Origin of the sequence: Streptococcus sp. C150 (genome assembly GCF_000187445.1) — a bacterium.
Classification (GTDB): Bacteria; Bacillota; Bacilli; order Lactobacillales; family Streptococcaceae; genus Streptococcus; species Streptococcus raffinosi.
The window spans coordinates 1120217-1142814 of the sequence record NZ_GL698449.1 but is presented as its reverse complement, the minus strand read 5'-3'; the positions used below and the strand labels follow the sequence as shown (position 1 = coordinate 1142814).

Sequence of the window (22598 nt, the reverse complement as noted above, 5' to 3'; positions counted from 1 at the left end):
TGAGGAGACTGTCATGAAGTTTTTACATACGTCAGATTGGCATGTAGGGCGAACGCTCAATGGCTGGTCTTTGTTGGAAGAGCAGGAGTGGGCTTTTCAACAAATTGTGGATTTGGCGATTTCGGAACAGGTGGATGGGGTCATCATTGCGGGTGATCTCTATGACCGTGCGGTACCGCCTGTGGATGCCATTAAGCTTTTTAATAAGACCTTGGCCCGTTTGGTCTTAGAGGAGCAGATTCCTGTTTATGCTATCAGTGGCAATCACGATGGGGCTGAACGTTTGCATTTTGGGCGAGACTTTTTTCAACCTCAGGGCCTTCATTTGAGCACACGTCTGGAGGAGGCTTTTGAGCCTATTGAGTTGGAGGCTTGCCAGATTTTCCTCCTTCCCTTTATTGACCCCATTGATGCTCGTATTTACTATAAAGACGATGAGGATAAGGAGATTCAGGGGATTGGTGATGCCTTGGCCTATATTCTCCAGGGTATGGAAAAAGCCTTTGATCCTGACAAGGCCCATATTTTGGTGACGCATTTTGCGGTTTCTAAGAAGAATGATAGCGATGGTCAAAGTCTAAGAGAATTGATGTTGTCTGAAACTAGAAATACGGTAGGTGGTCTTTCTAATGTGACCAGTGACCTTTTCAAGGCTTTCGATTATGTGGCCTTGGGGCATATCCATACGCGCTTTGCCAGTCCTACCCAGCGCGTGCACTATTCAGGCAGTCCGGTCGCCTTTAATGTCAAAGAAGCCAAGCGTAAGGAAGAAAAAGGTGTCTATATTGTTGAGGTGGATGCGTCTGGTGCCTTGTCTCAGACCTTCCATCCTCTAGGGGTCAGACGTCCAATTGTGGCCTTGCAGGCGCCTTTTGAAACCTTGGTGGCACCCGAATTTTATAAGGAGCAGCCTTGTCAAAAGGCTTGGTTTGCCTTTGATATTCAATTGTCTAGCCGTAAGGAATTAGAAGGCATCAATGTGCGTGCCCGTCTGGAAGAAATTTATGGAACAGACATTGTGGAAATCACCTTCAGTCGTCTTGGTGATGTCAGGGAAGAAAGCTTGACTGTTGATCAGCACCTAAAAGATTTGGAAATGCAGTCGCCGCAGGAAATTGTCTCTGATTTTTACCAGACAGTGACTGGGGGCGATGCCTTGTCTGAGAGACAGACTGCCCTTGTGGAAAGTATTTTTGAGGAGATTGGGAGGAGCCGACAATGAGACCAGTTCAGTTAGAATTGACCAATTTTGGACCTTATCGTAAGGAAGTCATCAATTTCACCCAGTTTGACCATGCTCCCCTCTTTTTGATAGGTGGGGATACGGGGGCTGGTAAGAGTACCCTCTTTGATGCCATGACGGTAGCCTTGTTTGCGACGACCAGTGGTGATCGTAATGTTGAGGAGATGCGGTCGACCTTCGCTGGTCCAGAGGACGACTTGACCAAGGTAACTTTTTACTTCCAACAAGGAAACCATCTTTATCGCATTGAGCGTGTTCTCCAGCAGGAGAGGGTCAAGCGAGGCGGTGGTACGACCATGCAAAAAGCAACGGCTTCTTTAGTCATTGTGGATAAGATTGGGGGTCAGGAAATTGAAAAACTTGGTGATAAAATCAAGGAAGTTGGTGACCAGATTGAGCAGATTTTGGGGCTCAATGCCGAGCAGTTCAAGCAGATTATTCTTCTTCCGCAAAATGATTTTAGTCGTTTCTTGAAAGAGGATTCCAAGACCAAAACCCAAATTTTAAAGAAAATCTTTGGAACAGGTATCTTTGACCGTTTTCAAAAGAACTTGGAAGAGCGTCTTCGTCAGAGCAATAAGGATATGGATAAGCGTCAGGCTCAGCTAGATGGTCATTTTGCCAGTCAGGTGTGGTCTGAGGAGGAATTAGCCGTCTTGGCCCAAACGCCAGCCTCTGAAAAATTGGCACGTCTTGAAGAGCTTCTGTCTCAGCGTCAAGAAAGTCTTACAGAGCAAAAAAGCATCTTGAAGGATGCCCATGAGGACTTGGCTAAACTGCAGAAAAGCTTGCAAAGTGCTCAAGATTTGGCAAAGATTTTTCAAGAATTGGAGCAAGCCAAGGAGCGTTATCGTCTGGAAATTGAGGAAGGTGCTCAAGAACAGGCAGTGGCTAAAGCACACCTAGAGGAATTGCAGTTTGCTCAAGGCTTACAAGAAACCATTAGTAGCTTGAAGCAGTATCAGAAGCAGTTGTTGCAATTAGAACAGGACCTTGAAATTGCGCAGGAAGCTTTAAGTGTCAAGGAGCAGGCTTTTGAGAACGTTAAGGCTCAGAAAGAGGTACTTGCAACTCAATCTGAGGCTTTTCTTCAAAAAGAAGAAAAGCTGGAAGCTTGGAAAGAGGACGTTATTTATGCCCAGAGTCTGGCCCAAGAGCAGGAGAAAATCAAACGTTCAAGAACTAACTACAAGCAGTTGGAAGGAACTTATCAGCAGGCGTCGAAAAAGATTGAGAAGCTTAACCAGTCCTTGTCAGATTTGGAGGCCAATCGTCTTAGTGTAGATAGCTTGCATGAGGCCGAAAAACTCCTCCAGTCTGTGGACTACAGTGTGGAAAAACAACTGGCTCAGGACCTGAAAGAAATAGAGGACTTGAATCAGGAGTTGGAAAAGACCGACAAACGTCATCAAAGGCTGTCTTTGGAAATTGACCGAGCCCAAGAAAGCCTCAAGAAATTGGAAGCGAAGTTAGCAACAACCATAGCCTCACGCCGTCAGCTCATGATTGCCCAGTTGCAGGCAGAATTAGAGGATGGTCAGCCTTGTATGGTTTGTGGTGCTCTGGAACATCCTAAGGTTGATGGAGCACAAGCTGATGAAGCGGCTTTGAAGGATCTCATGGACCAGGTGGAGAAGCTTCAAGTTCAAAAAGAAAAGCAAGTCGCTACCTTGTCAAATCGTCAGGCTACCTTGAGCGAGGTTGAATCAAAACGTCAAGATTTGCTTGACCAAGTAGCAAAAGCTGAGCAAACACTGGAAGAGCATTACCAAGAACTGAAGGAACAAGTTGCAGGTCAATTTGAATTTGAGTTTGCTGAGAGCTATGAGTCCAGTCATGGACAAAACTTGTTAAGACAAGTTAAGAAGCATTATCAAGAACTCCAAACACGCTATGATAAGGAAGAGACAGACCGAGTCTATTACCAAGCCGAGCTAGGTAAAGCTCAGGGAAAATTGACAGATTTAGCTAAGAGCTATCAAGAGGCCAAGGCGGCGCTTGACCAAGCTAGGGAGCGCCTAAAAGACTTGCAGGAAGCTCATCCAGAGCTAGAGTCCGTAGAGGTTTATCAAGACCGTATTGCACTTGCCAAGCAGGAATTGGCTCTTTATGAGAAACAGGTCAAGGAGAATGGTGAAGCCTACAACCAACTTCATGCCGATATTAGAGAAATCAAGGGGCAAGTTGAGACCATAACCACTTCTAAAGAGAAAGCCAATAAAGATGTTCAGAGTTTATCGGCCGAATTAGACCAAAGTCTTAAGACTGAAGGAGCTCTCACCAATGACCTAGAGCAAATTCAGCTCTGGCTACTTGAGGTGAACAAGCAAGCGATTCCTAAGCTTCAGGCTCAATTGACAGGTTACCAAACCCTTAAACAAGAGTTGCATACCCAGATTAGTAAGAGCCAAGAGCTTCTCAAAGACCAAGAAAAACCAGATTTAGATAGTCTAGCGCAAGCAGTAGAGGCTAGTCAGGAAAGCTATGATAGGCAGCTGGCTCAAGTTTCTGTCATGGAGCAGGGGCTTAAGGATGCGACGGTTACCTACCAAGCTGCCAAAACCCTTCAAGACAGCAACCTGGAGGCCTTTAAGGCCCACCAAGAGCTTAGTGACTTGGTCAAGGTGGTCAAGGGAGAAAATACGGCTCTGACTGGTCGTCTCAATCTGGAAGTTTACGTCATCCGTCAGTATTTCCAACAAATTTTGGACTATGCCAATGCCAACTACATCGGTCTCTTAACGGATAATCGCTACTCCTTTGTCCTGAGTGAAGAAGGACGTAGGGCGCGTGATCACTTTGGTTTGGACATCAACGTCTATGACCGATTGACAGGTAGCGAGCGTTCCGTCAAATCCTTGTCTGGTGGTGAGACCTTTATCGCTGCACTGGCTATTGCCCTATCCCTCTCAGAAGTCGTGCAAAATACCAGTAAGGGTGCCGTTGTTGAAGCCCTCTTCATTGACGAAGGGTTCGGGTCACTAGACAAGGAAGCCCTGACCAAGGCTATTGCCGTTTTGGAACAAATCGGTGAAAATCGCATGGTCGGTGTCATCAGCCACGTGGACGACATGAAAGAAGGCATTGCCCAACAACTAGCCATCATTAAGTCGCATGATGGCAGTAGCCGTATTAAGATTGTGGATAAGGGTTAAGGGGAGTAGAGAGATTAAGAGCCTCCACCAAAATTTTTTAACCATTCTAAGAGATAGTTGTCATCTGACCTATCTCTTTTTCTAGTCCCTTGTTAGAAGTGTCCCAACTGTCAGTTTTTTCTGAAAATAAAAGGAAATAATGTTGCAAAAAATTCCTCATATAAAAGTTAATCTATTAGAAAATTAAGTGATTGTATGATATAATCTAATATGGTTAAGTCTCGTTAAAATCAGGGAAAAGGATATAGAAAGTGCTGACAGTCCTTATCTTTTGTGACTGCAGAAACTGCTGTTAACCTCTTAAACAGGTCCTTGTGAAGAGGGAAATGTTTGAGACAGAACACTAATACTAGCTAGAAGAAATAAGACATAAAAATGACAGAAAAAATTTCCGTAATTATACCCGTCTACAATGTAGAAAAGCAGATTCAGACCTGTTTAGACAGCGTTTTGGGTCAAACCTATCAAAATCTTGAAATCATTCTCATCAACTATGGGTCAACAGATAATAGTGATACGATTTGCCGTAGATATGCTGCTCAGGACTCACGTATTCTTTATTTTAAAAAGGATAACGGTGGACTTTCAGATGCCCGTCATATTGGTATCCGCCAAGCTAAGGGTGACTATGTGACTTATGTGGATGCGGAAGATTGGGTTGAGTCAACCTATTTGGAAGACCTCTATAGCAAGCTTTTGGCTTATGAGGCTGATATTGCTGTGGCCAATTATAGTGTCTATAAGGAATCGGAAAATCGCTTTTATTTTCACATTAAAGATGAAGACTATTACGAGCAGGTTTATTCACCGGCTCAGATTATAGACGGCCTCTTTGAAGAAACTAACAACATTAATATCGCCCTGATTTCTGCGACTGGAAAACTCTACAAGCGTTCTTTGTTTAACGACTTACTTTTCCCTAAAGAACATGTGGGAGAGGACGGCTTTTTCAATCTTAAGGCTTATCTCATGAGTGAGCGCACGATTTACCTTAACAAGGGTCTCTATATTTATCGTGAGAGTCCTGAGATGCCATCGGCGACTTGGATGCAGGACTGGATGATGACCTTGGTTTACGCCATGGAAGAGCGCTTGGCAATTGTGGCTAGTCATGGTTTCCCTATGGAAAAATACATGATTACCTACCGTCAGATGCTAGCTGCTTGCCTGAAAAATGTGGAAGAGCAAGGGCTTACGCATTCTGATGCCTACCGCTCTATTCAGGAAAAATATCAGGTCTTACGCTTAGCGCCTCAACGTTATGAGACCAAAAAGCGTGCTATTGTCCTAGCGGCTAACTATGGCTATGTTGATCAAGTGCTTGCGACCATGAAGTCCATCATTTTTCACCATCGTAATATCCGTTTTTACTTGATTAACGATGATTTCTCACAAGAATGGTTCAGGGGGCTCAACCGTCATCTGGCTGCTTTTGGTAGTGAGGTGATTAACTGTCGTGTGGACAGTAGTCAGATCAAGCAATACAAGACTAATAGTAACTATGCCAGCTATCTCCGCTATTTTGTAGCTGATTTTGTGTCTGAGGAACAGGCACTGTATCTGGATAGTGATATGGTGGTTACGGGTTCACTGGAGGATCTTTTCACACTTGATTTGCAGGGTCGTCCTCTGGCTGCTGTACGTGATTATGCTATTCAGGTTCAGGACCGTCAGTGTATGTTTGATGCCGGGTTCATGGTGATTGATACTGCCTATTGGAAGCAGTACAACATGAGACGCCACTTAATTGACATGACCAGTGAGTGGCATGATAAGGTACCATTTGCGGAACAGTCTATTTTGAATATGGTCTTCCGCAATAACTGGTTGCCCTTGTCTTTCGACAATAACTATGCCGTCACCAAGTCAAGTTTGGCTGGTTTCCATTTGCCTAATGGACAATCTTATCCTAAGGTTCTACACTACGCCTCACATCGTAAGCCATGGCTGCCTTTAGCCTGTCAAGCCTATCGTGACGTTTGGTGGTTCTATGCCCAAATGGATTGGTCAGGGGTGGGTGATAATCCTGGCTTGCTACCGCTCTTAGAGGATATGATTTATCCGAAGGGGCGTCCATTTACCTGCCTGATTTATACCAATATTGCAGAAATTCCGCATTTGACAGATCTTATCTCTGCGCTTCCTAAGGTTCAGTTTAAGATTGCCTGTCGCCAGCATGTTTCAGATAAACTGGCACAATTAATCACTTATCCCAATGTGACAGTTTACTCAGCTATTGCAGGCTTAAATGGGTTAGACTTGGAGTTGGTTCATACCAGTGACCTCCTTTTGGATATTAACCCTGGAAGAAAGGTAGTGGAAATCCTTGATGCCTTTAGGTTCGAAAATAAACCCATTCTAGGCTTTGAGGATCTCAAGTCAACCAAACATAACCAACAGACCTACTCAAGAGATCGTTGGAAAGAGATGGCTGAGACCATTCGTCAAATGCGTAAGAAGAGCCTTTGATGAGGCTTTTGCTCGTTTGGTTTTGGTATGAATAGGAAATAAAAAAACTCAGTGACTTAGACAGAGAGTAATGTCTGTCTCGCCTTTCATAAGGTAAGATTAGCCTGTCCACAGAGGCAGGAAGTAGGAGTAATAGTGAAAAAAATTAGTCAATCGATAATTACCAAGCGTGTCTTATGGACCATCTTTTTCCTCTTCATTTATTGTGTAGGGAATCAATTGGTTCTTCCTTTTGTGGATTTGAAACATGCCAATATCTTTGGAGGAGTCATAGGTTCCTTGGCTTTCTCTAGTGCAATGATAGGAGGAAACCTCAGGTCCATGTCACTTTTCTCAGTGGGCTTGTCGCCTTGGATGTCGGCCATGATTCTTTGGCAGATGTTTTCTTTCTCTAAGAAAATGGGCTTAAAAAACCTCCCTATTGAAATTCAGGACCGTAGGCGAATGTATTTGACTCTAGCAATCGCAGTCGTCCAGTCCTTGGCAGTGTCCTTAAACCTGCCTATCGTCTCCGGGGTCAATGTTGGCCTCGCCATTTTTATGAATACGATTCTGTTGATTGCCGGGACCTTTTTCTTGGTCTGGCTATCAGATCTTAACTCCCTCTTTGGGATTGGTGGTTCCATTGTCATCTTGATGGCAAGTATGATGGCTAATTTGCCTTTCCAAATCATGGAGAGTTTTGATAAGTTAGGTATCGGTTGGGATGTCTTTCTTCCCTTGATCCTGTTCAGTTTGGTCTTCCTCTATATTTCAGGAGTTGTCCAACGGGCCAGATATCGTATTTCAATCAATAAAATCAATATTCATAACCGCTTCAAACAATATTCTTACTTGGATATTATGTTAAATCCAGCTGGAGGGATGCCTTTCATGTATGCCATGTCTCTAGTCAGTATTCCTCAGTACGTCTTTATGCTGATTCAATTTATCCATCCTGAAAACAAGTGGACCAGTGGTGCCATCAAGGCCTTGACTGTCGGGCAACCCATCTGGTTGGCCGTTTATATGGTCATGCTCTTCGTTCTCGGTTTAGCCTTTGCCTTTGTTAATGTTAGTGGTGAACAAATCTCTGAACGGATGCGCAAGTCGGGTGAATACATCTATGGTGTTTATCCAGGTCAAGAAACCAGTGCTTATATCAACCGCTTAGTTCTTAGGCTTGGTTTCATCGGTGCCCTTTACATGCTCTTTATGGCAGGGGTTCCCATGTTAGTTGTCTTGGTCAATCCAGATTATTTGCAACTGAGTATGATTCCAGGGACCTTCTTGATTTTTAGCGGTATGATTTACAATGTTAACGAGGAAATGAAAGCTTTGAAGCTCAACACTTCCTATACCCCACTTTTTGAAAATGTATAAAACACTCACCCCTCATGGGGTTGAGAGGTAGGCTGGTGACTTGTGATCGGTCTACCCCTCAATCTCAAGTATTGTGATGTAAAGACAATAAAGGAGAATTCATGTATTATTTTATTCCAGCTTGGTATGGGCAGACGGATGAATTTTGGAAGACGTCCATTGACCCTTGGTATCTGACACGTCAAAAAATTGAATTTGATGATAGTCTACACCAAGTCCGTATTTTTCAGGATGAGGAGCTGACTCCGCAGCTCTTGCTTTTGGCCTACCAGCCACATTTGCGTTATTTCTTACACCGTCATGATGTCTTGGAAGTTAAGGCCACAGCCATCTTTGACTTGATTCAGGGAATTAGCGATGAAGCTATGCGAAACCTACAGGTGACCGATTTGGACTGGCCTGAAGGCTCTACTTTTGTCTATACACCCTTTGCTATTGTGGTTCAATGTCAGCACAAGCGTTATGCCGAAATTGAGTTCGGTACTGAGGGCTTTATTGCCATGATTCGCTACTTTGATGAAGAGCAAATCATCCGTGAAGAAGTCTATGATGACCGTGGCTTTGTTTCAAGTAGTCTCTATTTTGAAAATGGTCAGCCAATCTATCGCAATTACCTAAATGCTAAGGGAGTTTGGCAACTTTGTCACTTCTTTGATGGACGTGGGATTGTGGCTAATCCTAGAACAGACGGTCGCTTTAATAAGAGTTACTACGGTGACCTTTCGGAAGTCATTTGGGAATTTTTGGATAAATTTTTGGCAGAAAAAGTGACGAATGAGGACCGTTTTGTCATGGCTTCAGACTTGCGTCACAACAAGCCCCTCTTTAATCACTTGCCAGCAGAAAATACCAAGATTTTGACCTGGTTTGCAGAACGAAATCAAGATGACAGTATTGATGCCTATGCAGGCTTTTTGTCGCAAGTGGACTTGTTGATTGCTGACCGCTATGATTACTTGGAGCAACTTCAGGTCGCCTATCCAGAAGAGGCCAAGAAGCTTAAACACATGGCTTCCTTTGATACCCGTTTGGCTTTGGGAACCAGTCAACGTGTCAAAGAGTCTAAGATTTTCTATCAGGTTGATTTGAATCAGTTGGATTTAGAGGCTATTTATCAAGTGTTAGCATTCGTAGCCAAGTATCCTAAGACTCGTGTTGAATTTGGGGCCTTTAATGCCAATCCAGAGCAACTTCAAAATTTGGAACATCAAGTTGAAAAAATGATTGACGAACGTTTTAGCTCAGAAGTCTTTGAAGAGGTTGTTGAAAGTAGTGGTGCGGAAAATAGATTGGAAGAGAACAATGAAATCATCAGTCGTTTTTCATTCCAAGACCTCCGTGACGAGACGGCTCTTATCAAGTCCCTTCAGTTTACACGACTCATTGTCGACTTGAGTAAGGAGCCTAACCGCTATACCCAAATCGCAGGAATTAGTGCCGGTATTCCACAGATTAACCGAGTGGCGTCTGAGTATGTGACCCATCAAGAAAATGGTTATATCTTGAAGCACTTGTCTGATTTTGAAAAGGGAGCTTATTACTATTTGGGTCAGTTGAACAACTGGAACCGTTCGCTTATCTACTCTATTGAGAAAATTAAGGAAAATACAGGAGACCGTTTGGTGCAAAAATGGGAAAATTGGTTGAAGGAGGAGCAGCATGGCCAAGGATAAACGCTTGAAAATACTACAAGTTGGATCAGCTAACTGGTCAGAAAATCAGGAAATTCCTGAAAATATGAATTGGTATTTTAGTCCTCTTGGTCAGCTTGAGACCTTGCAAGAAACCATTGAAGCTGACGAAATCAAGACTTTCACAGCAGTTCTTGTAGATAGCCCTGAAGGGCTTGAGGAATTGATGGCTATTAGAGAATGTTTGATTCCTCATACTGTTTTCTTTGACCAAACCATAAAAGTATCAGACGAGAGCCTTCTTCAGTTTCTGAAGGAAATTTGCGCTGTTCCGACGGATTTTTCAAATCAAGGCCAGCTGATTATTACCCTTTCTAAAGCGCTTTTTTCAGGTCAATATGGGGATAAATTGTTTCCATTTAGGATTCAAGCCAACCCCAATCTCACGGGACAAGTGACTTATCATGGTTATGAGAGTGTGATTTTGTCAGGTGATTATGGTCAGGAGTATACGCCGGTTTTAGATTGGACCTATAATATCAGAGCCAGCAAGGAAAATCCTATTGAACTTTGGTTGGAATTTGACAAAGATGAGACCTGTGAGTGCCGTTTAATTCTCAATCTTGTGCCAGAAGGTTCAGTTGTAGATATCTTCAAGACCTACATCGTTTCAGAAGAAGAAATGCGCAAGGGAGCTATTGTCCTTGATGAGGATAGAACCTTCCTTTTGTCAGCGAGTCTGGAGATGAAGGGACAGGGTAAGATTACCATTGGTGGGCTCCACCAACGTTTGACTCGCTTCCAGTTTGGGAAGTTTGTCCTTGGCGGTGGTATTCTCCATGATCACAAACGTCAGGAAGTCAACTATTTCTTTTATCCTGGTGACTTCAAGCCACCTTTGTCTGTTTACTTTTCGGGTTTCCGTCCTGCCGAAGGTTTCGAAGGTTTTGGGATGATGAAAGCTTTGGGAACTCCCTTTTTGCTCTTTTCAGACCCTCGACTCCTAGGGGGAGCCTTCTACATGGGAACAGAAGAATTTGAAAATAGTATCAAGAACACTATTCAACATTACTTGGATTATCTAGGCTTTGATAATGATCAACTCATCCTCTCTGGGATGTCTATGGGAACTTTTCCATCAATGTACTACGGTGCAGACTTTGAACCTCATGCCATTATCATGTCTAAACCTCTAGCTAATGTTGGTACGATCGGTAACCGTGCCCGACTCTTGGCGCCAGAGGTCTTTCCAACAGGGATTGATGTCTTGCATTTGCAGACGGGGCGTTTGGATAATGACGGTGTTGAGGCCCTTAATCAGAAGTTCTGGGATAAGTTTAAAAAAGCAGATTTTTCAAACACGACCTTTGGTCTTTCCTACATGAAGGACGAGGATATGGATCCGACGGCTTACGAGGATATCACCAAGTCTCTCTATTACTCGGGATCTAAGATTCTTAGCAAGGGAACATCAGGTCGACACAACGATGATTCTGCTACGGCGACAACTTGGTTTGTCAATTTTTACCGTATGATTTTAGAAAATGATTTTGGAAGAAAGGAGTAAGAATGTTCAGAAACAAGAAATCAGAAATTCTGTGGGGCTTAAATCTTAGGACTTATATGTATGGTTCAACAGTTGTTAAACGCCAAGATGGTTCTGTGCAATTTTACAATCCTTTGGTGCCATCAGGAACTGATATTAAGTCCTGGGTGGCTATCCAAAACTATCAATCGGATCGTACTCAGCCTGACCTCCCATTATTGAAAAAAGGGCACAGCTATGACTTGACGGCTAATCTCGAAGCTATACCAACAGGCTCAGTCTTTTTGAAAGTCAGCTTTTTGGACCGTTATGATAATGAAATCAAGCAGCTTATTGAAAAAAGTACTCAGATGACCTTTGTCTACCCACACGAAGCTTATACCTATAGTATTTCGCTTTTGAGTGCTGGGGTCAAAGAGCTGGATTTCTACAGCTTAAAACTGGAAGAAACAGGAGAAGAACATGTTTAAACAACTGAATCCTATTCTCCCTGTTAAGGAGATACTCAAGGAAATCAATGGCCTAGCTGATGAAATGGCTGGTTTGAGCAACCTTGAGTTGAAAAATAAAACGCAGGAATTTCAGGAGCGTTTGGCCCAAGGAGAAAGCTTGGATGACCTTCTTCCAGAAGCTTTTGCGGTTGTTCGTGAAGCGGATAAGCGCGTGCTAGGCATGTTCCCTTATGATGTTCAGGTCATGGGAGGCATTGTCATGCACCAAGGTCATATTGCCGAGATGAATACGGGTGAAGGAAAGACCCTAACGGCTACCATGCCTGTCTACCTGAATGCCTTGTCAGGCCAAGGAGCCATCCTGGTCACGACCAATGAATACTTGGCTATCCGTGACGCTGAGGAAATGGGTCAGGTCTATGAGTTCCTAGGTTTGACGATTGGTGTTCCCTGTGTAGAAGGGAGTAATGAGATGGATCCATCTGAAAAGCGGGCCATCTATCAATCGGACATCGTTTACACGACCAATGCCAGCCTAGGCTTTGACTATTTGATTGATAACCTTGCTTCTAACCAAGACGGGAAATACATGCGTCCTTTTAACTATGCTATCGTCGATGAGGTGGACTCGGTCCTTCTTGATAGTGCCCAGACGCCCTTGATTATTTCTGGTGCGCCTCGTGTTCAGTCCAACTACTATGGGATGATGGACACCCTGATGACTACCTTGGTCGAGGGTGAAGACTATGTCTTTAAAGAGGAAAAAAGTGAAGTTTGGTTGACGACTAAGGGGGCTAAGGCTGCCGAAAGTTATCTGGGTATCGGCAACCTCTACGATGAGGAAAATAGTACCTTTGCCCGCCACCTACTCTTTTCACTTCGTGCCCACTTGCTCTATAAAAAGGACAAGGACTACATTATTCGAGATGGCAAGAAGGGGCCAGAAGTGGTGCTTCTTGACAAATCAACAGGTCGTCTCTTGGAATTAACCAAGCTCCAAGGTGGACTCCACCAAGCTATCGAAGCCAAGGAATTAGTGGCCCTGTCACAAGAAACCAGAGCTATGGCTTCCATCACCTACCAAAGTCTCTTTAAAAAATTCCAGAAAATTTCAGGGATGACAGGGACTGGTAAGGTAGCCGAAAAAGAATTCCTAGACACCTATGGCATGAAGGTCATTCAAATCCCAACCAACCGTAAGAAACAACGTATCGACTATCCCGATAAGATTTATGCGACCCTACCAGAGAAGGTCTTTGCCTCTTTAGAGTATGTCAAGCACTATCATGAAAAAGGCAACCCCATCTTGATTTTCGTTGGGTCGGTGGAGATGTCAGAGCTTTATTCTTCCCTGCTTTTGCGTGAAGGAATTGCTCATAATCTCTTGAATGCCAACAATGCACCACGTGAAGCGGAAATGATTGCCGAATCAGGACAAATGGGTGCCGTGACGGTTGCGACCTCAATGGCTGGACGTGGAACGGATATCAAGCTTGGTAAGGGTGTAGCTGAACTCGGAGGTTTGGTAGTTATCGGTACCGAACGTATGGAAAGTCAACGTATTGACCTGCAAATTCGTGGCCGTTCTGGACGTCAAGGGGACCCTGGTATGTCTAAATTCTTCGTCTCACTTGAAGATGATGTGATTAAGAAATACGGTCCATCATGGGTTCACCGTACTTACAAAGAATATGCCATTAGTGACCACATTGAGCCTAAGGAATTGACCGGTCGTAAGTACCGTAAATTGGTTCAAAAAGCCCAAGAAGCCAGTGAAAGTTCTGGTCGTACATCACGTCGTCAGACGCTTGAATTCGCAGAAAGTATGAACATCCAACGTGAGATGATTTATGCCCAACGTGACCGCCTCATCTTCCACAATCAAGGCTTGGATACTGTTATCGATGAGGTACTTGACGACTTTATCGACCAAGCTGTGGCTGATGAAGATTTCTCAAAAGCAGAAAATCTCTATCACTTTATCTTGCGTAATATCAGCTTCCGTATCAATGAGATTCCTAAAGATTTGGATCTTAACAATCGTGAAGAAGTCTTGGAACTCATTTATCAGTTTGCCTATCGTGAGCTAGAAGCCAAGAAGCAAGAGTTGAAAACTAAGGAACTCAATGAGTATTTCCAACGTTTAGCCATGCTTAAGGCTGTGGATGATAACTGGGTAGAGCAGGTAGACTATCTGCAACAACTCCAAATGGCTATTGGTAGTCAACAATTGAGTCAAAAGAACCCTATTGTCGAGTATTATCAAGAGGCCTACAAGGGCTTTGAGGCAATGAAACGTCAAATCAGAAAGGATATGGTTCGTAATCTCCTCCTCAGTCAGGTGCAAGTCACTAAAAAAGGAGATATCATCAGCCATTTCCCATAAAATAAGGAAATTATGACAGTATATAACATTAATTTAGGTATCGGTTGGGCCAGCAGTGGTGTCGAATATGCCCAGGCCTATCGTGCCAAGATTTTTCAGGAAATGGGACAAGAAGCCAAATTTGTCTTTATGGATCTCATTCTTGGAGATAATATCGAGCATATGACCAGCAAGATTGGTTTTTCAGATGACCAAATCATCTGGCTCTATAACTATTTTACAGATGTCAAAATCGCACCATCTACCATCAAACTAGCTGAAATCGAGGCTATCTTACCTGACAATCCTGAACACAAGGAAGTTTCCGGTTCAGTGATTCGTTACCATTATCCACAGGATGACCTAGTGGTAGCTTGCCATCTTCGTGCGACAGATGGAGTTTCTGTGGAAACCGTCAGCTATTTTGTCAATGACAAGCTCTTGCGTAAGGATTTTTACTCTTATACCCGTTATTGTAGTGAGTATTATGCGCCTAAGGATAATCAAGCCAAGGTTTACCAACGCCGTTTTTATAATGAAGATGGCTCGACCGCCTATGACATGATTGTTGGAGACAATAATCAGGACATTTATCGTTTTCCGGATCAGGTCCTCTATGGTAAGCAAGAATTCCTTCGCTATTTCTTCAAACGTTTGGTCCTAACCAAGGATGACGTGGTTATCTTGGACCGTGAAACTGGTATTGGGCAGCTGGTCTTTGAAGAAGCACAAGCTGCTCGTCTAGGGGTAGTCGTTCACGCTGAACATTTCAGTGTCAATCAAACTGATGACGACTACATTCTCTGGAATAACTATTACGAGTACCAGTTTACCAATGCGGACAAGGTTGATTTCTTTATCGTAGCGACAGACCGTCAGAAGGAAATTCTTGAGAGGCAGTTTCGTCACTACACTAACCATGATCCAAAGATTTACACCATTCCAGTGGGAAGCTTGCCTGAATTAGTTGGGCAGGACAAGGCACGTAAGCCATTTTCAATGATTACGGCCTCACGTTTGGCTCAGGAAAAACACATTGACTGGTTGGTTCGTGCAGTTATCGAGGTTCATAAGACCTTACCAGACATCACCTTTGATATTTATGGTAGTGGTGGGATGGATGCCAAGTTGCGTGATATTATTGCTGAAGGGCAAGCAGGAGACTACATTCGTCTCATGGGGCATGCTGATTTGACCGACATTTATAGCCAATATGAGGTTTATTTGACAGCTTCAACCAGCGAAGGTTTTGGCCTTACCCTCATGGAGGCCGTTGGTTCAGGTCTTCCCATGATTGGTTTTGACGTTCCTTATGGTAATCAAACCTTTATCGAAGATGGGGCTAGCGGCTACCTCCTTCCTGTCGCTGAAAATCATGTTGTGGATGTCATCACTAAATCCTATAAGGATGCCATTGTCCGTCTCTATGAAGAAGGTAATATTGAGGCCATGCGTCAAAAATCTTATGACCTTGCCCAAGGTTTCTTGACTAGCCAGGTCAAGGCTGCTTGGAAACAGTTACTTGAGGAGGTACGCTCATGATTTTCTTATGTGATAATTATCATCAAGCCAGTAAAGACTTGGCTTATACCCTTCAGGTAGCAGGATGTGATGCCACAACTGTTGTCATCAATCCAGATGGTTTTCTTCCCAAAGGAACCCTGTCACCTTTCACCTACTATGTAGAAGACCAAGAGGAAACTGGCAAACCTCGCTTTTTCAACCAGGTTCCTGTTCCAGCTTTTTGGGAAATCTCAGGTAACAATCAAGTGGCACAGGTGTCAAATCTCACTGAAGAACGTGCCCGTATTACCTTCCCTGAAGAAAGCAAGGTCCGTATCGTTAAAAGTGTTGAATGGTTAGACAAGTCAGGAAAGATTCGTCAAGTAGACCACTACAACAAGTATGGTTTCTGTTTTGCCAAAACCACTCATGATGAGAATGGTCAGCCAGTCTTTACTAGCTACCAAACCAAAGAAGGTGACGAGCGCATCTTGGAAAATCATGCTACTGGTGACATCCTCTTGACCCTGCCTGGTCAAAGTCTACGTCGTTTCGCCAACCGTACCGAATTTATCAAGGCATTTTTAGCTCAGGTCTTTGGTGACATTGACCATATTATCTTTAACAGCTTAGCAACACCATTCATCGTCTCATGGACTATGGAAAATACAGGGGCAACTGATATTCTGGTCTGGCAAGAGCCACTGGGAGATATCCTCCCAGGTAACATGAATGGTATCTTAGAGGATAATTCAGCTAGGGCCAACGCCATTATCATTCCTGATAAGACAACCTATGAAAAAGCCTTGACCCTGGTACCTAAAGAAAAACACCATAAATTACTTTCTTTAGGCTATGCCTATGACTTCAAGGAAAATCATGGCAAATCACACAATGCCTTTATCGCAACCAACTCAGATCAAATCGAACACCTGGAAGCCTTAGTAGAGGCATTACCTGATGTGACCTTCCAAATTGCAGCTGTTACTGAGATGTCAGCCAAGTTGCTTTCAATGATGCGTTACTCAAATGTAGTGCTCCATCCTAACGCCAGTCACAAGCAACTGGACAAGATCTACCAAGAGTCAAATCTCTATTTGGATATCAACCATCATAACGAGTTATATAAGGCTACACGAACAGCTTTTGAGCACCAGTTATTGATTTTGGCCTTTTCAGAAACAGTTCATGGACGTGACTACACGGCACCTGAACATATCTATGCTGGTCAGGACTATCAAGCAATGGTTGCTAAGATTAAGCAAGTTCTTGAACAAGACCAAGCCATGCAAGAGGCCATGCAGGCTCAAAAAGTTCAGGCTAACACCCTGACAGCCTCTGACTTGACCAATCGCTTACAAGGACTTTTAGGAGGAAATCATGTCTAAAAAAGATTTATTCTACGGTGATGTTGAAGGCCGTATGGAAGAACTCAAGCAAAAGCCTATTACGAAAGAAAAAGAAACCAGAGGAGAAAAGATTAACAAGAGCTTTTCAATCATGCTCGGACTTGTGATTATTATCGGTTTAATCTTCACTCTGATTGGTTTGTTGAGGTAGACTTATGATGTTAGTATTAATGGTTCTAGCACTGATTCTTTCGGTTGCCCTTATCGTCCTAGTTACCATCCAACCCCGTCAAACACAGATTTTTTCAACAGATGCTACGAGTAATATTGGTAAACCAAGCTATTGGTCTAGTCAGCCTATTCGCAAATTTTTGACCTTAGCTATTAGTATAGCCTTATTTATCCTCTTACTTATGTTTATGATTGTGTCTTATAAGTAAAGAGCTTGATTATGCAATAGAAAGAAGAAGCGCATGCGTGTACATTTTACGAATTTATTTGGGCAGTCCCCACGTAGTGTGGCCTTGATTGCCCAAAATGATACGATGAAGATTGCCAAGGAGCTTGGTGCCAATGAATTAGCAATCTATTTCTACGATAACAGCCAGGAGTCAAGTGGTGAATTAAATTCCCGCCTTGATGGTATTGTAGCAGGAGTGAGCTATGGCGATATTGTCTTCTTCCAGTCGCCGTCGTGGAATAGTGTCGCTTGGGACACTAGCCTCCTTCATAAATTTAGGGCAGTGCAAACCAAACTTGTGATGTTCATCCATGATGTTCCACCTATAATGTTTCCTAGTAATTATTATCTCATGCCTAATTACATTGAGATGTATAATCTTTGTGATGTCGTCGTTGTTCCATCAGAACAAATGCGTGATCGACTCATAGAGGAAGGATTAACGGTCAAAAAGATTATTATCCAGGAACTTTGGGATCTACCTCATAGCCTTGACTTGCACAAACCAAGCTTCCAAAAGAAGCTCATCTTTGCTGGTAATCCAGCTCGTTTCCCCCACATTCTCAACTGGCAGCAGGATACTCCTCTTCATGTCTATGCGGATAAAGAAGAAGACAAGGATTATTCCAAAATTCAACTTGAAGGCTGGCGCAATAAACAGGAACTCCTGTTTGACCTTTCTAAAGGAGGATTTGGTCTCGTCTGGGGAAACTCAGAAAAATCTGAAGATGAGCTCGATTACTATAAGTTGAATATTTCCTATAAACTTTCTACCTATTTAGCTGCAGGCTTGCCAGTTGTGGTGCCTGACTATCTTTCAAATGCTGATTATGTCAGAGAACATGGCCTAGGCTTTGTCGTTTCGAGTCTGGAAGAAGCAGATCGTTGTGTACAAGAATGTACAGAAGAGCAGTATGCCCAGATGGTTGCTAACGCACAATACGCTGCCTACCTTATTAGTAATGGTTATTTCATCAAGAAGCTTTTTATTGATGCTATAATGGCCCTTGGTTAATAGTTTAAAAAGAATTATCAAAAGGTAATTCTTTTTTTGTAGACTTTTGAGCATATAAATTGACTTTTTAGAAAATATTTAAACCAATTTTACTTTAAGTTAAAAGATTTAAGGAAGCAGGGTATCTGATTAGGAAGAAGGTTAAAAAAAGTGTGTTAGAAATACCAAATATGTCAAAATAAGGGGTCTAAAATTGATTGAAATTGTTTGAAAATTTATCTTAAGCTAAATTGTAAAATAATTTAGAAGCGCAATAAGACTGGAAATAAAATGAGAAAATGTAAAGAAAATAGCGTGAAATAAAGGTTCTGAAGCTGGTTTGTTCTAAATCTTAAAGAATATAGCATAAATGACAGAAAATTCAGAATTGCGAAAACCTTACATATTTTAGAGAAAATGAGACAAAGTGCAACAATTTTTAGTTAACTTGTGTTATATTATAAAATGTAATTTCCAGATTAGGAAATGACTCATATCTATTTGGAGGTAAATATGTTTTTTAGACGCCAAGAAGGAGAATATCGCGAAACAGACCGTGTGACTCGCTTCAAACTTATTAAATCGGGTAAAAACTGGCTTCGTGCCGCTACATCAAACTTTGGACTTTTCAAAGTTGTTAAAGGTGGCGCAGACACACCGTCAGTTTCAGTTCAAAACGTAGAAGAAAAAACTTCTCTTCTTTCAGGTCAAGCCCTTCTTAAAGGGATTGCAGCAGCGGGTGCTGTGGCAGGTGGTGCAGTAGCTACTTACACAGCTCAAGCCGAAGAAACAAGTGCTCCAGCTTTGGAAAGCCAAGCAACTACAACTCATGATGTTTTGGCAAATTCTGAATCAGTAGCATTGAGCGCTGCGCCTGTATCAGAAGCAGTAGCTTCAGAAGCTCCAGCAGTAGCATCAACAAGCCAAGAGTCTACAAGCTCTTCAGTTGACGCTCAAGCAAGTACAGATGCTTCAGTATCATTGTCACAATCTGTATCAACAGAATTGTCACAAGCTATCTCTGAATCAGTATCACTTAGCAAGCACAACTCAACTTCTGATAGCCAATCACACACAGAAAGCACAACTGCTTCAGACTCTGCTTCACATTCTGAATCTGCAAGTTCAACAGTAGCGACTGCATCAGAAACAGCGACTCAAGAAGATGAAAAAACGATCTTGGATCAAAACGTTTCAGAAGCAGAATTGCTCGTTAATATTGCTAAAGACTACCAAGCAAAATTGACAGACACAGCTGCTAAAGCTGAAATCCAAACAGCTATCACAACAGTTCAAGAAGAAGTCGCTAAATCAACAACATTGCTTGCTGCATCAGCAACAAACGCTGCCTATGCAGAACAACGTGAACGTCTTGGTAACGCTGTTGATAATATGTTGACTAAGATCACAGACAACGGTTTCACTGGTAACTCAGTAGTTAACGGTGTTGCAGCAGTTACTGCACAGTTGTCACCAATCTCAACAAGTACTAATGGAACGACAATTCCAGTTATTACAGATGCGAACGGTGCAACAATCGAAGATACAGCCTTTAACAAGTCTGGCTATGCTTTGGATCCAAACGCTGATCGTTTCACTTTCGGTGTATGGCAATTCCTTAAAACAGATCATTCAACTGGGGCTAAAACAAACTTTGACTACTATGCTACTCTTGCAGTAGACCGTTCTGCTATCACTGGTAGCCTTTCAGCTAATCCAGATGTTTACTTGCGCATTGTGAAGAAATCTGATGGTTCAGAAGTATTCACACGTACCATCCATGCTGGTGAAAGCAACATCTCACTTCCAAGCTACATCACCAACAACAACTCTGATGTAACTAACACCTTGACTTACACAGGTGCTAACGGTACTGATCCAGGAAACGTTACCTTCTCATTGGTAAACGCTAAACTTGAGTATGAAACACTTCAAATTCGTGATACCAACTACCCAGGTAACGAAAACGAAGACAAACAAAACGTTCAAACTTCTGTTCCTTATGCAACAGTTGATCAAACAACTCACTATAAGCTTATTCAAGGAAGTTCTACTCCAGGTCAACTTTACAAACCTACTGGAACTGAAACAGATCTAGCAAGCTACACACAAACAGGTCTTGCAGGACAACAATTTACAGCTTCAAACAACCGTGATATCCCTGGTTACAAGCATGTAGCTGCTACAACAGATTCTACTCAAAAAACATCTGGTATCCTTGGTAAGGGTGTTGTCGGTCAAAAACTTGTCGAACTTCAAGGTGGAGCTAACCATTACTACGTGAAACGTATTTCTGAAATCGTGGATACAAATGGTTCGACTGTAACGAAATTCTACGCTCTTGATCCATCTCAAGTGAACAATTTTGCTACATCCGATATTGGTACTGAAGATGTATCTAAGTACACACTCATCTACACAAGTAAAGTTAATAAGGCTGGTGAAGAGTGGAAGGCTGATGAGACTAAAGTTACAAAAGTAAACAGCAAAAATGGTGACTACTATATTGAAGTCAACGAAACAGCTGGAAGTAAATCACTCATTATCACTGGTTGGCAGTCTGCTACTGAGACAGATACTTATAAACAAATGGACGGAACTCTACATACTTATCCACGTCCATTCAAAGGTGCTCCAAGCACATCATTGACACCTGCCGGAGCTGGTAATAACAGTTATAACGTCATTGCTGGTAAAGTTCCAGAAATCCAAGCAGAAGGATCTGTTGCGAATGACCCAACAGCACCAAATGGTAAAGTATACTCTAATTTGAAGGGTTATTCATCATTCTCTAACAACTACTCAATTCCAACTGCGATTAAACCATCAACTGATGTGAACTATTACTTCGAGAAAATGGGTGATTCTGAGTCTGCATCTCAATCACAATCATTCTCTACCTCTGCTTCAAAATCACAATCTGAGTCAGAAACTGTATCTAAGTCACAATCTGGATCAGAGTCAGAAGTAGTGTCTAAATCACAATCAGTATCGCAGTCAGAAGTAGTGTCTAAGTCACAATCAGTATCGCAGTCTGAAGCAGTGTCTAAGTCACAATCTGTGTCACAATCAACATCAGAAGTTGTATCTAAATCACAATCAGTATCGCAGTCTGAAGCAGTGTCTAAGTCACAATCAGTATCGCAGTCTGAAGCAGTGTCTAAGTCACAATCTGTGTCACAATCAACATCAGAAGTTGTATCTAAATCACAATCTCAATCACAATCAGAATCTGATACAACATCAGCTTCTAAATCTGCATCAGAATCAGCGTCCGCTTCATTGAGCCAATCAACAGTTGAATCAGCAAGTGCATCAACATCAGAATCAACAAGCGCATCAACATCTGAATCTGAATCAACAAGTAAATCAGTCTCTGAATCAACAAGTAAATCAGTCTCAGAATCAACAAGTGCCTCAGTTTCAGAGTCAACAAGTGCTTCAACGTCTGAATCAACAAGTAAATCAGTCTCAGAATCAACAAGTGCTTCAACGTCTGAATCAACAAGTCAATCAGTCTCAGAATCAACAAGTGCCTCAGTTTCTGAATCAGCAAGTGCATCAACATCTGAGTCTGAATCAACAAGTCAATCAGTCTCAGAATCAACAAGTGCCTCAGTATCTGAGTCAACAAGTGCTTCAACGTCAGAATCAACAAGCACCTCAACATCTGAGTCTGAATCAACAAGTCAATCAGTCTCAGAATCAACAAGTGCCTCAGTTTCTGAATCAACAAGTGCTTCAACATCTGAATCAGCAAGTGCCTCAGTATCTGAGTCAACAAGCACATCAGTTTCAATTGTTACAAATCATTCAGAGTCAGAATCAACTAGCCAATCAGTCTCAGAATCAACAAGTGCTTCAATCTCTGAGTCAGCAAGTAAATCAGTCTCAGAATCAACAAGTACATCAGTTTCTGAGTCAGCGTCTGCATCAGAATCAGTAAGTGCCTCTGAGTCAGCATCTGCATCAGAATCAGCAAGCACATCAGCTTCAACATCTGCATCAGAATCAGCAAGCGTATCAGCTTCAGCCTCTGCATCAGAATCAGTAAGTGCGTCTGAGTCAG

General features: G+C 42.6%; 14 protein-coding genes. All 14 read left to right on the top strand.

Annotated features, from left to right (window positions below; all coding sequences use genetic code 11):
- Positions 1 to 13: 13 nt before the first annotated feature.
- The gene (locus HMPREF0848_RS05170; protein WP_008535106.1) at positions 14 to 1222 is read left to right on the top strand and encodes an exonuclease SbcCD subunit D; all 1209 of its coding nucleotides are present in this window, start codon (positions 14 to 16) and stop codon (positions 1220 to 1222) included.
- Complete coding sequence (locus HMPREF0848_RS05165) at positions 1219 to 4398, top strand: AAA family ATPase (protein WP_008535103.1); 3180 nt, start codon at positions 1219 to 1221, stop codon at positions 4396 to 4398. The genes HMPREF0848_RS05170 and HMPREF0848_RS05165 overlap by 4 nt, the downstream gene beginning before the upstream one ends.
- Positions 4399 to 4773: 375 nt before the next feature.
- Entirely contained in the window at positions 4774 to 6867 is a 2094-nt protein-coding gene (locus tag HMPREF0848_RS05160) for a glycosyltransferase (protein WP_008535100.1), read from the top strand.
- 135 nt (positions 6868 to 7002) lie between these two features.
- Positions 7003 to 8229: an accessory Sec system protein translocase subunit SecY2 gene (secY2, locus tag HMPREF0848_RS05155; RefSeq protein WP_008535098.1), complete on the top strand. Its 1227-nt coding sequence runs from the start codon at positions 7003 to 7005 to the stop codon at positions 8227 to 8229.
- A gap of 101 nt (positions 8230 to 8330) precedes the next feature.
- Positions 8331 to 9902 carry an accessory Sec system protein Asp1 gene (gene asp1, locus HMPREF0848_RS05150; protein ID WP_008535096.1) on the top strand — a complete coding sequence of 524 codons (1572 nt, stop codon included), beginning with the start codon at positions 8331 to 8333 and terminating at the stop codon, positions 9900 to 9902.
- Positions 9889 to 11427 (top strand): accessory Sec system protein Asp2, encoded by a 1539-nt coding sequence (gene asp2, locus HMPREF0848_RS05145; RefSeq protein WP_008535093.1) that lies wholly within the window; start codon positions 9889 to 9891, stop codon positions 11425 to 11427. The genes asp1 and asp2 overlap by 14 nt, the downstream gene beginning before the upstream one ends.
- A 2-nt stretch (positions 11428 to 11429) precedes the next feature.
- Positions 11430 to 11876 carry an accessory Sec system protein Asp3 gene (gene asp3, locus HMPREF0848_RS05140; RefSeq protein ID WP_008535091.1) on the top strand — a complete coding sequence of 149 codons (447 nt, stop codon included), beginning with the start codon at positions 11430 to 11432 and terminating at the stop codon, positions 11874 to 11876.
- Positions 11869 to 14244, top strand: a complete 2376-nt coding sequence (gene secA2, locus HMPREF0848_RS05135; protein ID WP_008535090.1) for an accessory Sec system translocase SecA2 — start codon at positions 11869 to 11871, stop codon at positions 14242 to 14244. The genes asp3 and secA2 overlap by 8 nt, the downstream gene beginning before the upstream one ends.
- 12 nt (positions 14245 to 14256) lie before the next feature.
- The gene (gene gtfA, locus HMPREF0848_RS05130) at positions 14257 to 15765 is read left to right on the top strand and encodes an accessory Sec system glycosyltransferase GtfA (RefSeq protein WP_008535088.1); all 1509 of its coding nucleotides are present in this window, start codon (positions 14257 to 14259) and stop codon (positions 15763 to 15765) included.
- Positions 15762 to 17114: an accessory Sec system glycosylation chaperone GtfB gene (gtfB, locus tag HMPREF0848_RS05125; protein ID WP_008535086.1), complete on the top strand. Its 1353-nt coding sequence runs from the start codon at positions 15762 to 15764 to the stop codon at positions 17112 to 17114. The genes gtfA and gtfB overlap by 4 nt, the downstream gene beginning before the upstream one ends.
- Positions 17107 to 17286: an accessory Sec system protein Asp4 gene (gene asp4, locus HMPREF0848_RS05120; RefSeq protein ID WP_002883547.1), complete on the top strand. Its 180-nt coding sequence runs from the start codon at positions 17107 to 17109 to the stop codon at positions 17284 to 17286. Before gtfB ends, asp4 begins: the two co-directional genes overlap by 8 nt.
- Positions 17287 to 17290: 4 nt before the next feature.
- Positions 17291 to 17515 (top strand): accessory Sec system protein Asp5, encoded by a 225-nt coding sequence (asp5, locus tag HMPREF0848_RS05115; RefSeq protein WP_008535081.1) that lies wholly within the window; start codon positions 17291 to 17293, stop codon positions 17513 to 17515.
- A gap of 33 nt (positions 17516 to 17548) precedes the next feature.
- Positions 17549 to 18550, top strand: a complete 1002-nt coding sequence (locus HMPREF0848_RS05110; RefSeq protein WP_008535080.1) for a sugar transferase — start codon at positions 17549 to 17551, stop codon at positions 18548 to 18550.
- A gap of 492 nt (positions 18551 to 19042) precedes the next feature.
- The coding region (locus HMPREF0848_RS05105; protein WP_037608975.1) for an accessory Sec-dependent serine-rich glycoprotein adhesin at positions 19043 to 22598 on the top strand (3556 nt) is incomplete at its 3' end.

What these genes read in the sequence shown, in the direction of transcription:
- HMPREF0848_RS05170 (WP_008535106.1), top strand. Translation starts at nt 14, where the DNA reads ATGAAGTTTTTACATACGTCAGATTGGCATGTAGGGCGAACGCTCAAT.
- gtfA (WP_008535088.1), top strand. Translation starts at nt 14,257, where the DNA reads ATGACAGTATATAACATTAATTTAGGTATCGGTTGGGCCAGCAGTGGT.
- HMPREF0848_RS05110 (WP_008535080.1), top strand. Translation starts at nt 17,549, where the DNA reads ATGCGTGTACATTTTACGAATTTATTTGGGCAGTCCCCACGTAGTGTG.
- asp1 (WP_008535096.1), top strand. Translation starts at nt 8,331, where the DNA reads ATGTATTATTTTATTCCAGCTTGGTATGGGCAGACGGATGAATTTTGG.
- HMPREF0848_RS05160 (WP_008535100.1), top strand. Translation starts at nt 4,774, where the DNA reads ATGACAGAAAAAATTTCCGTAATTATACCCGTCTACAATGTAGAAAAG.
- asp4 (WP_002883547.1), top strand. Translation starts at nt 17,107, where the DNA reads ATGTCTAAAAAAGATTTATTCTACGGTGATGTTGAAGGCCGTATGGAA.
- HMPREF0848_RS05165 (WP_008535103.1), top strand. Translation starts at nt 1,219, where the DNA reads ATGAGACCAGTTCAGTTAGAATTGACCAATTTTGGACCTTATCGTAAG.
- gtfB (WP_008535086.1), top strand. Translation starts at nt 15,762, where the DNA reads ATGATTTTCTTATGTGATAATTATCATCAAGCCAGTAAAGACTTGGCT.
- asp5 (WP_008535081.1), top strand. Translation starts at nt 17,291, where the DNA reads ATGATGTTAGTATTAATGGTTCTAGCACTGATTCTTTCGGTTGCCCTT.
- asp3 (WP_008535091.1), top strand. Translation starts at nt 11,430, where the DNA reads ATGTTCAGAAACAAGAAATCAGAAATTCTGTGGGGCTTAAATCTTAGG.
- asp2 (WP_008535093.1), top strand. Translation starts at nt 9,889, where the DNA reads ATGGCCAAGGATAAACGCTTGAAAATACTACAAGTTGGATCAGCTAAC.
- secA2 (WP_008535090.1), top strand. Translation starts at nt 11,869, where the DNA reads ATGTTTAAACAACTGAATCCTATTCTCCCTGTTAAGGAGATACTCAAG.